At 35.2% G+C, this 16,286-nt stretch carries 10 protein-coding genes; 2 read left to right on the top strand and 8 right to left on the bottom strand.

All coding sequences use genetic code 11. The annotated features are described in order from the left end of the window. Nucleotides 1-30: 30 nt before the first annotated feature. The 4 genes from ACJJV4_RS00185 to ACJJV4_RS00170 all read right to left on the bottom strand — a co-directional run bounded on the left by ACJJV4_RS00185 (nt 31) and on the right by ACJJV4_RS00170 (nt 8,477). Nucleotides 31-2,196, bottom strand: coding sequence for a beta-xylosidase (locus ACJJV4_RS00185; RefSeq protein ID WP_405290907.1), 2,166 nt, complete (start codon nt 2,194-2,196; stop codon nt 31-33). Nucleotides 2,197-2,226: 30 nt separating this feature from the next. Beyond that, nucleotides 2,227-3,627, bottom strand: coding sequence for a cellulase family glycosylhydrolase (locus ACJJV4_RS00180; protein ID WP_405290905.1), 1,401 nt, complete (start codon nt 3,625-3,627; stop codon nt 2,227-2,229). Between the two features lie 203 nt (nt 3,628-3,830). Then, on the bottom strand, nt 3,831-5,423 hold the full coding sequence (locus ACJJV4_RS00175; protein ID WP_405290903.1) for a RagB/SusD family nutrient uptake outer membrane protein: 1,593 nt from the start codon (nt 5,421-5,423) through the stop codon (nt 3,831-3,833). 12 nt (nt 5,424-5,435) lie between these two features. Further along, entirely contained in the window at nt 5,436-8,477 is a 3,042-nt protein-coding gene (locus tag ACJJV4_RS00170; RefSeq protein ID WP_405290902.1) for a SusC/RagA family TonB-linked outer membrane protein, read from the bottom strand. A gap of 246 nt (nt 8,478-8,723) precedes the next feature. Between ACJJV4_RS00170 and ACJJV4_RS00165 the strand changes: the two genes are divergently transcribed. Next, nucleotides 8,724-9,980, top strand: coding sequence for a hypothetical protein (locus ACJJV4_RS00165; protein WP_405290900.1), 1,257 nt, complete (start codon nt 8,724-8,726; stop codon nt 9,978-9,980). Nucleotides 9,981-10,004: 24 nt separating this feature from the next. Next, complete coding sequence (locus ACJJV4_RS00160; protein ID WP_405290898.1) at nt 10,005-10,883, top strand: hypothetical protein; 879 nt, start codon at nt 10,005-10,007, stop codon at nt 10,881-10,883. Nucleotides 10,884-10,934: 51 nt separating this feature from the next. On the opposite strand, the gene ACJJV4_RS00155 is transcribed toward ACJJV4_RS00160, so the two are convergent. The 4 genes from ACJJV4_RS00155 to ACJJV4_RS00140 form a co-directional block, all read right to left on the bottom strand. Next, nucleotides 10,935-11,690 carry a DUF1080 domain-containing protein gene (locus ACJJV4_RS00155; protein WP_405290896.1) on the bottom strand — a complete coding sequence of 252 codons (756 nt, stop codon included), beginning with the start codon at nt 11,688-11,690 and terminating at the stop codon, nt 10,935-10,937. Between the two features lie 26 nt (nt 11,691-11,716). Then, on the bottom strand, nt 11,717-13,309 hold the full coding sequence (locus tag ACJJV4_RS00150) for a sulfatase (protein WP_405290894.1): 1,593 nt from the start codon (nt 13,307-13,309) through the stop codon (nt 11,717-11,719). Nucleotides 13,310-13,479: 170 nt separating this feature from the next. After that, entirely contained in the window at nt 13,480-15,276 is a 1,797-nt protein-coding gene (locus ACJJV4_RS00145) for a glycoside hydrolase 43 family protein (RefSeq protein ID WP_405290892.1), read from the bottom strand. Between the two features lie 13 nt (nt 15,277-15,289). After that, nucleotides 15,290-16,231 carry a T9SS type A sorting domain-containing protein gene (locus ACJJV4_RS00140; protein ID WP_405290890.1) on the bottom strand — a complete coding sequence of 314 codons (942 nt, stop codon included), beginning with the start codon at nt 16,229-16,231 and terminating at the stop codon, nt 15,290-15,292. Between the last annotated feature and the right edge of the window lie 55 nt (nt 16,232-16,286).

Raw genomic sequence — 16,286 nt, 5'->3', positions numbered from 1 at the left:
TTTTATATTAACTAATACCTTTAAATTATTCTATTTTACCGTAAGTACAACTTTTTTTAAATCCTTTTCTAGTGAAGATGCTCCTACTGATATTGTAAAAGTTCCTGGCTCCACAACTTTTTTCATATTTTGATTTAAAACATTAAGCTCATCAAAACCTAAATCAAAATTTACTGTTTTGGTTTCTCCTGGCTTTAAGGTAATCCGTTCGAAACCTTTTAACAGTTTAATATATCTCCCTACCGAAGCATAATCGTCTCGCACGTACATTTGCACAACTTCATCTCCTTCGCGATCTCCAGTGTTGGTAACTTCTACCGATACTGTTGTTGTACCATCGGCATTGATTGTAGCTTGTTCTAATTTAGGCTCGCTATAACTAAAAGTGGTGTAGCTTAAACCATAACCAAATGGAAATAATGGCGACTTATCAGTAAATCGATACTTTCCTTTTCCAGACCCAATAAAGTCAGGGCGTTCCAAATATGTTACTGGTACCTGACCAACAGAGCGTGGAAAAGACATGGTTAGTTTACCACCTGGGTTAACATCGCCAAAAATAACATTAGCAACAGCATCGCCAGCATGCATGCCACCATACCAAGTTTCAAGAACGGAAGGAATATTTTCTGCAATGTAATTTATGGATAGTGGACGCCCATTAATTAAAACAACAATAACCGGTTTTCCTGTTTTATAAATAGCCTCCACTAAATCGTTTTGAACCCCATACAAATCTAGGTCTGAACGATCGCCCCCTTCACCACATGTTTTATAAGAACTACCCACCACTAATACAACAGCATCCGATTTTTCTGCAGCAGAAACAGCAGCAGGAAATCCATCTTTTGAAAAACTATCAATATCGCATCCTTTAGCGTAGTTTATTTTTACGTTTTCACCTACTTTTTTCTTTAAACCGTCTAAAACCGAAACATAATATGGTGGCAACCCAGAATATCCTCCCAAAAGTTTATAGGTTTTCTTTTTAGGTCTTTCTTCGTGGGCGTTAGGTCCAATAACTGCTAAAGATTTAATTTTTGATAAATCAATCGGTAATAGGTTATTATCATTTTTTAGCATGATAATAGATTTTTCTGCTAACTCCAATGCAAACTCACGGTGCTCGTCACTACCTGCTTCTGCAGTTTCTGGATCAATCTCTTTTGGTTCTGCATCAAATAAACCTAACTTATATTTTGCAGTTAAAATACGTGATGTGGCTTTGTCAATATACTTCATCAATTCAGGATTCTGCATTACAGTATCCTTCAAAATGTTTGTATGATACGTTGCTAAATCAACATTCTTTCCTATTACTAAGTCCATATCAACACCCGCTTTTAGTCCTAAAATTGCAGCTTCTGTACGGTTTTCTGCAATGTAATGCATGGTTTCTAACCTTCCTACATCATTATTATCGGAAACAATAAATCCATCAAAACCTAATTCATCTCGCAAGATATCCTGCAACAACCAAGTATTCATATGACACGGCACTCCGTTATAGTCTTGATGCCCTGGCATAACCGAACCTACTTTAGCTTCCTTAACTGCCGCCTCGAAAGATGGCAGGTAAACCTCGCGTAAACGACGTTCGGACATATCACTAAATCCACCATTTATACCACGGCGGTTTTCAGGGTATCCAACAAAATGCTTAGCCGTTGCAATAACATGATTTTCATCAAATTGCTCATCTCCTGTACCTTGTAGACCCTCGATAAATGCAACACCCATTCTTGAAACCAAATAGGGGTCTTCACCATAAGACTCTTCAACACGACCATAACGCGCATCACCGGCATAAACATCTAAATTAGGAGAATAACAATGGGTAACACCCAAAGCACGAGCTTCTAATGCTGTTTGAGTAGCCATTTTTTTTATTAACTCTGGTTCCCAGGTTGAAGCACAGGCCACCGCTTGTGGATAAACCGTTGTATTACCATAATAATCTAGAACAAGCCATAAGCCATGTAATGCTTCTCCATATTTCATAACAGGAATTCCCAATCTATCGTTAGTTGGTGCATCTTGAGTCATTTCAGCTATTTTTTCATCTAACGTCATTTGGTTTACAAGTGTTTCTACCTTTTGTGCTTTGTCTGAAACTCCAGATTCTGAAGTAGACTTTTTTGAATCACAGCCCAATAATACAGCTGAAATAAAACATGTTAACACTATTTTTTTCATTTATTTTATCTTTATAATAGGTTGGTATATTTAGTTGAAATTCCTGATTCCGGGAACAATTTTTATATTTAAATTACTCTTATCCTTAGGCCATTTTAAAATGGTTAATTTTTGAGTGTATTCATCCCAAATAAAATCTGATGGATTAAAATCTTTAGGAGCCTTGTAGGTTTCCAATCTTACTTTTTTTAATGGATTATGATACATTACAATAGAGTCATCAATTAAAATGGAAAACCCATCGGGGTAATGCCTATTTGCTCCAATAAATAGTGTTGAAGCACCTTTACTATTATCTGATTTTATATTTAAATTTAAAGTTCTGATGGCATGATTAAACAAAAAGGATTGAATATCTCCAGCTATAGTTTGCGGAAAAGGTCGTGATATGACATCGGTAATGTATTTACGTTCTACGGTACCAGCATCTGTTTTATCGCTAAAAATAGACCATGTTGATGGGCCTCCTGGAAGAAAATTTTGCATCGTTCTATTTCCTAAAAACCAAGCTTTAATGGAGCCTACGCCCATTTTATCGAAAACCTCGGCTGTGCGTATGTAAAGTTCTCTATATTTTAGTTGTCCTAATTTACCTGTTAGTAAAGTATCTGTGGTTGCAAAGGTTGGAAACCCCCATTCTCCTATTAAGATTGGTGCATTTAACATATCTGATTCTTTATCAAAACGATTCATATTTCGCTCTATAAAATCGATGTCATTTTGGTAAATATGCGGTGCAAATACAATATTTTTCCTGTTAATTGGCGCTGTAATTTCTGAGTATTGGTTATTATCTATTTTTTCTCCTTTATTCATAAAAATAGACTGAAACAAAATCAATTTATCTGCATTTATTTTTTGACTTTCGTCAATAATTTTTTGATAAAGCGGAATAAGGTATTTGTTAGTTAGGTCTTTATATGATATTTCCATAGTTAATTTTCTAGGTTCGTTAACAACATCATATCCTAAAACAGCCGAATCCTTGGCATATCTATCCCAGATTACTTTCCAAGCATCAATATAAGTTTCGTATTCATTCTCTTTATTTTGCCAGAATTCTTCCCAAACAAATTTATCTACGCCATAAACGGTCATTTTAAATACTGTTTTAATTCCAGAATGTCTTCCTAACATTACTAAAGTATCTAATTTTTTAAGGTAATTTGGTTCTAGTTTACCACCAGGAAACTTACTAAGCTTACCCAATTCCAGTCGAATAACTTGAGTGTTCGCACCCATTCTAACCATTCGTGCATAGTCATCACTATCAAAAAAAACTTCTCCGGCATGGTCATTGGTATTTACAACAAAGCCTCTTGGTATACTATGCCTTCCATTCTGGTCTCTTAGTCCATGTTTTATTTGTGTAAAAGCATGAAAAGAGCCTAAAACAAACACAAGAAAAAGAATTCGTATTTTAATTGTCATAATATAGTTATTGTTAAATTAAAAGATTTTAAAAGGAATGAATCAAATTTAATTTCAAAAACTAAATTTTGTATCCTGTACCATACTGCAACACAAAATTTTTAACTTATGTTAGTTTAGTAACATGAAACCTAAACACAAAAAAAAGACCGGAAGTATAATATACTTCCAGTCTTAAAAAAAACTAACTATAATAAAAAATATTATCTGTATCCATTATTTGTTGGGTCCGATTCCAATAAAGCTGGGTTTGTTTGCAGCTCTTGCAATGGTATGGGTAGTTTATCGTGCCATGCTTTTATATTTGCAGCTGGATCCCAGAATCTATATTCTAAATCCTGAACGACCTCCTGCAGAATTCCCCATCTAATTAAATCGTATCGTCTCATACATTCTCCTGCCAACTCCCATTTACGCTCATCATATATAGCTTCTCTAAACTGTTCTTTATTAAGCCCTTTTAGAGCTTCGGCTTCAAATACAGTAGAATAGGCCCTTTCCCTAATATCCTTAATATAATTATACGCAACCGATGGATCTCCTCCTGGGCGCTCATTTTCACATTCAGCAGCCATTAAGTGCACATCTGCCAAACGAAATACCAATCTATTATCCGAATGGTTAAAACGTGGAGAATCATTCACATCTAAATTCCAAAATTTAGGCATGTATGGGAAATTTAATTCGAATCCTAAATATGTATCTGCAATATTTAATGGCCGTCTTAAATCATTAATTGGGAAATTTTCGGCAAAATCTTTTGAAGCTACTTGTAGCCCGGTCCCATTAAACGCCTCATCCCTAGCGTTTAAAGCATCACGTAATGCCGTTCTTTCATCTGAATTTTTAGGTTCATCCCTTAAACGCGGGCTAAACATACTTGGTCTCCAGTTACCGTTACCAAAAACTGCAGGTAAAGTACCATCTTCCCTTACGGTCCCTTCTTCAAACTGTCCTCTTATATCTTTAGCAAAATCTAACGACCAAATAATCTCTGAATTATATTCATTTGAAGCACTAAAAACAGCTGCATAATTAGGCATCAAAGCATGAGGCGATTGATTAATAATTTCAAGACATTTATCCAACCCGTCTTGCCATTGTTCTTGTTGCATATAAATTTTAGCTTCGATAATTGCTGCTGCCCATTTTGATGCTCTACCACTATCGTCGCCAGTATAAGCGTCTTTTAAATTTGCTTGAGCAAATTCCAAATCATCTAAAATACCATTTATTATTGTTGCTTCATCTGTTCTTCCTAGCACTTTTACCTCGTCTATTTCAAGTGCCTCTGTGTAATAAGGAGCATCTCCCCAAAGGTTTGTAATATGCCAATAACTTAGTGCTCTTACAAATCTAGCATCGGCAATAATATCTGCTTGCGAAGCTTCGGTTATAGCTTGATTACCAGTAACTCGATCAATAATTATATTAACATTATTAATTACTCTATAAAGATCTTTCCAAGTATCTGAAACACTCATTTTTTGAACAGAAACATCAGCGATAGCCTCGTTCATTGAATAATTCCCTATCGGCTCAAAAATATTAGCTGCACGGTTAGGCTCAATAATATCGGCTCCATTATCGTAAAAAACATCTAGACCAACCTGCCCGTATATTGAATTGTTTTTTAAAATACCATAAACGCCGTTCATTGCTTGTCTAGCATCGTTTTCCGAAGCATAAAAAGTTTCTGGCGCTATTAATGCTTTTGGATCTTCTTCCAAAAAGCTATCACAACTAAATATAGCAATAGAAATTAAGATGTATAAAAATATATGTTTTGTTTTCATCTGTGTTTGTTTTTAAAATGTTACGTTTAACCCTAATGTTAAAACTCTTGGATTAGGGTAAGACCCATCGTTATAACCTTGAGCTATGTTCCCAAGTCCACTTCTTCCAAAACGACTAGATTCTGGATCAATCAACCTAAAGTCAGACAACAGCAATAAGTTACTTCCCGAAAAATAAATAGTTGCATTTTTTAAACCTTTTAACCCCATATCGTCAACAGGTAAATTATAGGCTAATCTTACCGTTTTTAATCTTAAATGCGATCCGTCTTCAACATATTCAGAATTTGGAGGCGTTGATGTTACCGAATCTGCACCAGCTCTAGGTATATTGGAGGTAGGATTATCTACAGTCCATCTATTTGCTAACTCCGCAAACTTAGTAGTTTCACCTCTGTTAAAATAGTGATTTCGAGTTCTTAAATTATAAACTTCGTTACCCACTGTACCTTGCAGGTAGAATGAAAAATCCCAGTTTTTGTATGAAAAAGAGTTTTCGAATCCAAAAATTAAATCTGGTAATGGACTCCCTAAAACTACAGCGTCTTCATTAGAAATAATATTATCGCCATTTACATCTTCAAATTTTGCACCTCCTACAACTTGAGGGTCTGTTAAGCCAGATGCATCAATTTCTTCTTGACTTTTCCAAGTCCCTAAAAATGGTACTCCCGTATACACAGGAACAGATTCTCCAACAATTAAACGTGTATTTCCAGAACCTAAAATAGCATCGACAGTAACATCAATAAAATCGACACCTCCAAGATCTAATATTTTGTTTTTATTTGAAGATAACGACAAGGTTGAATTCCAGTTAAAATTAGCATTACTAATATTTGTCGAATTTACAAGAAACTCCCATCCTTTATTTTCTAACGCACCCACGTTTTGCAATTGACTTGTAAATCCTGTTTGACGTGGTATAGTTACATCTAATAATAAATCGTTAGTTTTTTTATAGTAGTAATTTAACTCGGTAAAAACTTTTCCTCCAAAAAGTGAAGCCTCTACAGCAATATCTAACGAGTTAGTTGTTTCCCATTGCAAGTTAGGGTTTGATGGTCTTCCTAATGTTAATCCAGGTTGCTCAACACCATTAAGTGTTGTGTTAGCTTCCACCAATATACCTTTAGTTCTATATGGGTCAATAGCTTGATTTCCCGATTTACCATAACTAGCTCTTAATTTTAAGTCTTGAAAAATATTTTGGTTTTCCATAAATGGTTCTTCTGTTATTTTCCAAGCACCTGCTACAGAAGGGTAAAATTCGTATTGGTTTCCAGCAGCAAATACCGAACTACCATCGGACCTTCCAACAAGAGTTAAAAGGTATTTGTCTTTATACGAATAATTTAATCTTCCAAAGAAAGAGGCAATTTGAAATCCTGTAAAATCACTACTTACAACACTTCTAGTTGGATCGGAAAATCCTAAATTATTAAATCCTGTAGCATCACTTGTAATACCAAAAGCTTGGGCTTCTGTAATTTCTGTTGATACTTTTTGAAAAGAGGCACCAGCAAGAGCTGTTAAACTGTGATCTTCTCCTAAATCGGTTTGAAACTGCACTGTATTTTCATTATTCCAACCAGTACTAGCTACCGTTCTAACACTTGCATTACCTAAATCGTTTACAATAAGCAAGTTTGGACTTTGGCTAGACGTAAATCTATTTTGTTTTGTATTATTAAATTCTGGACTAAATGTTGAACGAATTATCCATTTTGGAGCTGGCTTATATTCTAAATAAAGCGAAGCCAATAAATTATTTGAAAATGTTTCGTTAGTATTTAGAGCTATATTAGCTATTGGGTTAGACCAAGGAGAACCTACAACATCATCAAAACCATTAAACGTACCATCATCATTATAGATTGGTTGTGTTCTAAGTGTAGCAAAAGCATTTCCAAAACTGGCATTACCATTATCTTGTTCAATTCTAGAATAATTAATTCTAAATCCTGCTTTAACTTTATCGCTTAATGTATAGTCTAAATTAGACCTAAAAATATATTTTTCAATACCTGTACTCTTAACAATACCTTCTTGATTAAAGTAATTTAAAGAGGTGTAATAATTCAAATTATCTGTTGCACCAGATATGGACACATCGGTATTAAATATAGGGGCTGTTCCTAATAATAAATCAAACCAGTCGTTATCTGGGTATGTTGAAGGATCGTTTGGAAAAGGCTCTGCCGCCGATCTAAACCTTGCACTTTCATTGGTAAATTCTATTTGTTCTGCTTGAGACAACATAGCTGGAAGTTCTGGTACCATTTGGCTACTAGTATAAAGATTTACACTTACCTCTGGTTTACCTGAAGCAGCACCTTTACCGTTTTTAGTTGTTACCAAAACAACACCATTAGCTCCTCTAGAACCATAAATAGCAATAGAAGAAGCATCTTTTAAAATTTCGATAGATTTAATATCGCTACTATTAATATTATTTAAATTAAAATTGGTTCCAACCACAATACCATCAATAACCCAAAGCGGTTCGTTACTTCCAGTAATGGAATTCCCTCCCCTTACTCTAATTACGGTACCCGCACCCGGTGCACCACTAGTTTGCGTGACTTGAACACCAGAAGCCCTACCTTGTAACGCTTGGTCTACTCTGGAAACAGGAACTGCAGTTAAATCTTCTGAACTTACAGAAGATACAGAACCTGTTAAATCAGATTTTCGCTGTGTTCCGTATCCAATAATAACAACCTCATCTAATAGGTTGTCTTCTTCAAGTACAACATTAATTTGTGTTTGATTTCCAACAAGAACTTCTTTTGTTGAATATCCCACATAAGATATAGAAAGTGTACTCTGTGCTCCTGCGCTAATAGTAAACTCTCCATCAAAATCTGTAGTTGTTCCTGTGGTTGTTCCTTTAACAATAACAATAGCTCCAGGTAATGGTTGACCATCTGCGGTTACGGTACCCGACACCGTTTGTGCATTTGTCATCGCCATGCATAATAATAACAAGGCTGCACACATCCAATTTTTCTGAAAACCGGAATGAACTTTTGGTTTAGTTTTTAAATTCATAAATATTTAGTTAATTAATTGTATTAATCCAAATTTATACACTGTTTTATTATTAACTATCCTGTACTATCTGTTTCACTGAGATAAAATTCTTACTTTTATTTCTTTATTATTTATGTTCTATTTTAAAAAATAGGAATACAGGATAGAGCAGGTCACATTAATAAAAGTTAGTGTCTATTTTTAAAAAATTTAGTATAAATTTAAATTAAAACCCTTTTGAAATAAAAGGTAATAATTAACGAAGTGAGACCATTAAAATTAGGAAATATCGTTACTATCCTTTTTACCTTTACATGTCTATTTTTGGAGGCTCAAAATGATGCTTTAAGTTTGCCTTTAATAAATAATGCATTAACTTTTGAAGAACAAAATGGCAGTGTTGCCATTGAGGTAGAGTACTTTTACCTACAAAGTCTAACCCAAAAAAGAAAATGGTTTAGAACATCAAAAGAAGAACTCCCTAAAATGGGAAGAGACGAGGACAAACTACATGTTTATGATGCTAGTAATAACGCATATCTAGAAATCTTACCTGATGAGCGTGTTACACATGATGATAAATTAATACATGGAGAAAACTTTACCAACGAGCCTGGAAAAATAGCAGTTTTAAGCTACAAAATAAAGTTTAACACACCTGGGCGTTATTATGTTTGGGTAGGCGCCTTTAGTACAGGCGGTGAGGATAATGGCTTACATATTGGATTAAATAATATTTGGCTAGAAAACGGAAGGCAGATGCAATGGTGTACTGGAAAAAACCAATGGACCTGGGAAAGCAAGCAACGAACCAATGAAATTCACTGCGGCGTACCGCATAAAATATATTTAGATATTCACAAAAAGGGAATTCATACGGTTCAATTTAGTATGCGCGAAGACGGTTTTGAGTTTGATAAATTTATTTTAACAAACGATACGAACTATATACCTGTTGAAAAAGGTCCAGAAACTACTTTGGCACAAGGCGAATTGCCAGCAAGTTTTCCGGAAGTCAAAATGCCATCTTATTTCTCAACTATAGCTAAAGCATCAGAAGAAATTAAATCTATTGCCGCTCAAGAATTCCCCGTAAAAGACACAAATTTTTATAAAAATGGAAAAAACTGGCTTGCTATTAACCCTAAAAAACATGAGCAAGCCACAACAACGACTACTTTTAATTTTCAATCTGATCATTATGATATTATTTTTGTTGGTGTAGCCGAAAATGATGGAAAATCTACCTTTACTATTTCTATAAATGACATTGAAATTGGTAGTTATTCTCCAAAATTAACACAAAGACTATTTGAAGAAGGCAAAAAGTTTAATACCCTTTGGGAAAATACTGCCTTAAATAAAGGAGACAAAATTACAGTTACATCCAAAATTGGTAGCGATGGTGAAAAATGGACTCGAGGCCGTTGGTATGGGAAAATCTATTCAAAGCGCGCCATCAACTTATTACCAAAACTAAATACTAGTATTGATTTAATAAAACCCACAATTCTTATTTAAAAATAACAAAAATCTAGTTTAACAATGCCTAATAAATCCTTACAATTACTATTTATTTTTATATGTATTTCAATAGCTGCAACGGCTCAAAACATTAATCCACCAAATGGCAGAATAGCTATTGTAGCAGACGGAAATTCTCCAGACCCAGATGATCTTGGAGGCACCGCTATTTCCATTGCCCTTCTAAGAGCCGCTGGGTTAGAAGGCAGACTTGTACATTATTCCCATAGTTGCGATTTGGTTAGAGATGACAGAATTTCTGAAAAAGCCGAAAAAGAGCGCCACCATTTAATGCAAGTAACATGCGATATGACAGCGAGACGTTGGGGTGGTTTTGACCATTTAACTTTTTATGATGCCATTTGGCAAAAAGAAGAAACAATAAATGATTTATGTTGGGCAATAAATACCTCTACAGCTAAAGACCCTTTATGGATAATTGAAGCGGGAGAACCAGATATTATAGGCATGGCTTTACAAAAAACCCCTAAAGCAAAACATAAATTTGTTAAAGTAATTACACATCATCCTGCTAACGATAACGCTGGTGACTTTTACACATGGCAACAAATTCTTGATTTTGGTATTGAAGAAGTGCGTATTCCAGACCAAAATATCAACTTAAAACTTAACCATGGCGAATGGGATTGGGCTAGAGATTATACCGACTCAAGAATACGACTAATTTGGACCATAGGAAATATAGCGGAAATAGATAATATTGTAAAATTTCAAAAAGGAAAATGGGATTGTTCAGACGCAGGAATGGTTTTATACTGGATTACAGGAGCCAAAGTACATGGTGGTTTAGAAGCTGGTTCTGTTGAAATAGTAAAGTCACTCTTAAAAACATATGTAGAGAATAACCCTGAAAAACCCTTCAAATCTAAAAAAAGATAGTTCTATTTTTTAGCTTTAAACAATTTAAACAGTTGTCCATTAATTAGATATTTATAAGTGTTTTAATCTAATATTTCTATATTCTATTTTCATAGGAGGTCCCACATGAACTTGAACACCAATATAGCCTTTTTTAGACCTATTGATTTCATCTGTATCTGTTACCTTACTAAATAACACATCATTTATATAATGCTGCATTATGTTACCGTTTACAATAAGATGAACCGTATTCCAATCGTTAGTTTTAACAAATGATTTTAGCTTAGGCTTTAATTTAGTTTCGGTAATAGTTCGGGTTTGCCAGCAATTTTGCTTTACATTTTTACGCAAACTATCGCTAGGTATTCTAGTTGGCATTTGTGGAATTGTTACAGTTTCGCCCATATATGCCAATGTAGTGCGCTTTTTTTCTTCGTAATTTTGTCCTGTATATTTATTTTTACCGTCAATATCGCATTGATACCCTCTTAAAGCAAAAGGCTTGTTATTAATAATTTCACTTCTATAGTTTATGCCACTATTCCCAGATTCAGAAACCTTATATTCTAGTGTTAATTCAAAATTTTCAGGTTGTTCTTTTTCATATATTATAAAAGAATTTTGCTTTAAAATGGTTCCTGGAGTTACCTCTCCAATTAGTATTCCTTTTTCAACACGCCAATAGGTTGAGTCTCCTCGCCACCCATTTAAATTTTCTTCATTAAATATGGTTTGAAATCCATTTTTATTTTCTAAGTATGTTTCTTTATTTTTACATGAAGAAAAACACAAACTTGCAAGGAAGATACAAAATATTGTACGCATAATTTTTACTAGTTTTAATGAATGTCTTAATCTAAAATAACTTTACTACCCCACCAAGTAGCATTTGGTTTAAAATCTTTTGATAACTCTTCTAAACGTTGTTTTTCTAGTGATGGCCATTTTTTATTTACGGTATTTAAATATCTTTCATTGGCTTTAACTGAATTAAACTGAGGATCCTTTATGGGATACTTTGCTCCTACTTCTTTAAGCCAAGACCTAAGTTGATTTGAAAGATTTTTTGCGAGTTTGGTATGCTTAGAAATTAAGTTTAAATCATCATTTTCAGTTGAAGGTAACTTAAACAATTCCTCATGGTTATCTTCCCAATAATGAATTAACTTCCACCCGTCTTTTTGAATGATTGAAGCCGGTTCTCCGCCCTGGTTTCCGTAATGTGGATAATGCCAAAAAAGCGGTCTGTTTATTTTTAGATTTTCTCCTTCTAAAAGCGGCTTTAAACTTATACCATCTTTATGTTGTTCTGGGTTTAATGGCACATTAGCTAAATCTAATAATGTGGGGTAAAAATCGGTGTTAATTACTGGAAATTCAGTTTTTGAACCTGCATGTTTTAACCATGGTACTTTTATAAAATACGGTTCGCGAATACCACCTTCCCATTGGTAGCCTTTACCGCCTCGTAATGGCAAATTACTGGTAGCATAATGATCTCCCGAGGCTACTCCTCCATTATCTGAAGTAAATACTACAATCGTATTTTCAGCTATCCCATTATCTTTTAATGCTTTTAAAACTACACCAACGGCGTCATCCATAGTTTCAACCAAACCACCATAAATGGGATTATCTTGCACTTGACGAATGGGTAGCACGCGTTCCATTTTATAACCAGATTCTGCAATCCCTATACGGTCTGCTTTATTTCTGTATTTTGCCCACTTGGCTTCTGTGGTTTGAATAGGAGCATGCACAGCGTAAAATGATAAAAATGCAAAGAATGTAGAGTCTTTATTTTGTTTGATAAAATCTGCGGTTTCTTGGGCTAAACGCATGGTAAGGTTTTCGCCTTTTTTTTTATTTTCTAGTTTAGGATTATTCCATGGTGAAAAAAAACCACCTCGAGGTGAGCCTGCATCTATACCAGCGATATTAATGTCGAAACCATGATCTTCGGGGTACGACCCTTTACCTCCTAAATGCCATTTTCCTGCAAAAAAAGTTTTGTAACCATTAGTTTTAAACGCTTCGGCTATAGTGACTTCTTCATTTGGTAAGGTATGTATATAATCGGCTGGCAATAATTTATCGTGGCGGTTTCTAGTGCGCCACGCTTTTCCTGTTTTTGCACCTATCCAATCTGTAATACCGTGGCGTGCGGTAAATTTACCCGTCATAATACTAGCTCTGGACGGACTACAAACACGACTTGCTGCATAGCCTTGGGTAAACATCATGGCTTGGTTTGCTAATTTATCTACGTTTGGGGTTTGGTAAAATGTACTTCCTGTAACACCTAAATCGTGGTAACCTAAATCGTCTACTAAAATGAATAAGATGTTGGGCTTAGCTTTTTCTATCTGCTTTTTTTCCTTGTTTTGACATGCTAAAACAGATAGTATAATAAAACAATAATTTATCAATTTTAAGTTATACATTGACATGCTTTTAGTTTGCAAGATAGCGCTAATTTAGTTTAATATAGGAGCCTATCGGACATCCCCCGCGTTAGGGATTGAACGGCCTGTTGGAGCTCCCGACCTTAGGAGGAGCGACTAGTGAAAGCCCGACCCCTTGTGGGTAACGCCCAAATATTTAACACTTAAACCTATAATGCTTTTACTGCTTTCGGCCCATCGTAATCATAGGTAAACCAATCGACATCTATGTAGCCTGCGTCCTGTTTTTCGTTCCATGAAAAGAAACCTAGACGGTCTCCTGTCCATTTGCCAAAAGCAATGGTAAAGGTTGGTCCGAATGCTTTATAATTCTCCCCATCTAAACTATACTCGTATGTGGCTTGGTTAATTTTGTTTGATGTTCGTACATATAGATCGTTGCTTGTTAGTTCTGGCCCCATGATTTTTTCTGCCATTGGGTTCATGTAAAACAAGTGTTTTTTACCAGCCTCGTTTACCTCCACGCCCAATAAATTAAACACGCCGCCATAACGAACAAAACCTGCTACTTGGTGGGGTTGCATTCCTGAAATATCGAATTTAGCGACTGCAGTTCCGGTGGTAATACCCATAATACGCTGACTTATGGTGTTGCAGGCTCTCCAGAAATCGGAGTCTGAGCCATCGTTGTTAGTCCACTCATTAATTTTTGGTCCGTAGCCTTTTTTATTGGGTAACACTTTACTGGCTTTTAAACGCAACCAGCCTTCGCGATCGGTTAAAGACCAATGTGTGTTTCTTGGATTATGATTCCACTCCCATTGGAAACCTAATTCTGCTGAAGAAAAATCATCATCTGAACTTGGTGCTGAAATTGGAAAGCCGTCAATAGGTTTTTTGTGCTGTTTTACAGGCTCGCCAATACCATCGTTATCTTCGTCTATGCCAATTATTGGCCAACCATCTACCCATGTAACAGGAGCTAAACATTGCGGGCGCCCTTGAAAAGGAATATCGTCGTTTTGAATGAGTTGGTGCATGTACCACCACGATTTATCGGGTGCTTGCATTACCCCCCCTTGACTACAACTACGATTATTAAAAGCAGTTCCTTTTTCTAAAACAGTTTTAACTTCGTAAGGTCCGTAAATACTTTTTTTAGAACGTAATACGATTTGTTTTCGGTCGTTTTTTGGGTTTTTAACTCCAGGCTTGGTGGATTTATCTCCCATGGTCCATTGTGCTAAAAAGATATACCAAACACCATCAATTTTATAAATTTTTGCGGCTTCGGCCCCCATACCTGTATAGGCTAATTTACCCTCGTCTAGGATTTTTGTACCATCCCAACTCATTTCGTAAATTCTGTTTTCGTTGCCTTCAATTTTATTATTAGCACTTTTTTGTTTTCCTCCGGTGTTGATTATAACGTAAGCTTTATGTGACTCGTGGTCCCAAAACACACCTGGATCGTCTAATACTTTTGCTTTAGGTAGCATCATAATAGGTTTACTCCATGGGCCTTTAATATCTTTTGCTGTAGCCACCATTAAACCATGTTGATAATCTATTTGGTAGCAATACCATGTGCCTTCATGATAGGCCAAATCGCCTGCCCAAGTTCCAAAAGAATAGCCATTCATTCTATCCCAATTGTATTCTGGAGCCCACGATAAGCTATCGAAAACATGCCCTACATTTGTCCAGTTTACCATGTCTTTAGATTCTAAAATAGGCATACCTGGTGACATGTGTTGCTTGGAGGTAATCATGTAATAGGTATCGCCAACTTGCTCGATATCAGAATCTGGGTAATCGGCATTTAATATCGGATTGATATATGTACCATCGCCTTGATCTCCAAAACTGCCTGTATGGGCTTGTGCTAGGTTTTTAGGTATTCCTATTATGTTTTCTTGCTTTTCTGAATTCGATTTACAACTTGAAATAGTAAAAAGAGTTCCTAAAAAAAACGCTTTTATAGTTGCTATTCGTAATACCTTCATATTAAATTTATGATTATAATTTTACAATTTTTCTTTTAAAGCTAAAATTAGGGTCATTATTTGTTATAAAATATATGCCCTTTTTTAGTTCGCTAATATCTAAAGTTTGTTTTCTTGAAGTCGTGTAAACGGTTTTCACGGTTGCTCCCAAAATATTAGATATTCTTAGGTTTGTATTAACAGGTAAGTCATTAAAATTTATCAGGCCCTTTGTGGGATTTGGATATACTTTTATAGTCTCTAACTTATTTTTAGCAGTGGATAATGCATTGTAACAAGTGGATTCGGGATTTGATAAATTGAATCCTGTAGTACCTGAAACTGTATTACGATGTAATACCATTTTATCTATAAATAAGTATGACGATCTCGCATCAACGATAATTGTGTATTCTTTTGCCTCATTAAAAGTCACCCATACTCTGTGAGAATCGCCATCGTTTGTATTGGTTACAAACCCCCAGTCTAATCTGTTACCAAAAGCTTTTATAAAGTTTTGAGTAGAACTACCTTCTGCACAGGTTAAATTTGCATCATTTTGGCACATTGGTTTAGGATATACTTTGGCACCACTTTTAATACCGTAAAAATCCTCACCGTTTATCATTAGCCATGCATCGTTATGTTCACCTTTACTTGTACCTAAACCAACTCGCATACGCCATGCAAACCGATAGGTTCCTGGGTTATTAATTTTAATATTATAAACAATTTGTGCGTTAGAAAGGGCATTGAAAGATTGTGGCCCCGTCCAATGTAAATATGTGATATCTTCACCATCAACATTTTCAGAGCCTATTTGCCAACGATTATCGTTAATAATTCCAGATTCCATTTCGATGGTTAATAGCCCGTTTTGTTCTTCAAAAGGTAGCGTTCCATTACATGTTGCTGTTTGAGCTAACAAACCCGAAATGCTTAATAGAATTGTTATAAGCGTAATTTTATTTTTCATAAGTGCTTTTTATATAACAATGTTACTTGAATGCTTCCAAAAAAGTATCCTGTGG

The organism is Algibacter sp. Ld11, from assembly GCF_045066735.1.
GTDB lineage: Bacteria > Bacteroidota > Bacteroidia > Flavobacteriales > Flavobacteriaceae > Algibacter.
The sequence above is the reverse complement of the archived record's forward strand: the minus strand, read 5'-3'. Positions and strand labels throughout refer to the sequence as shown.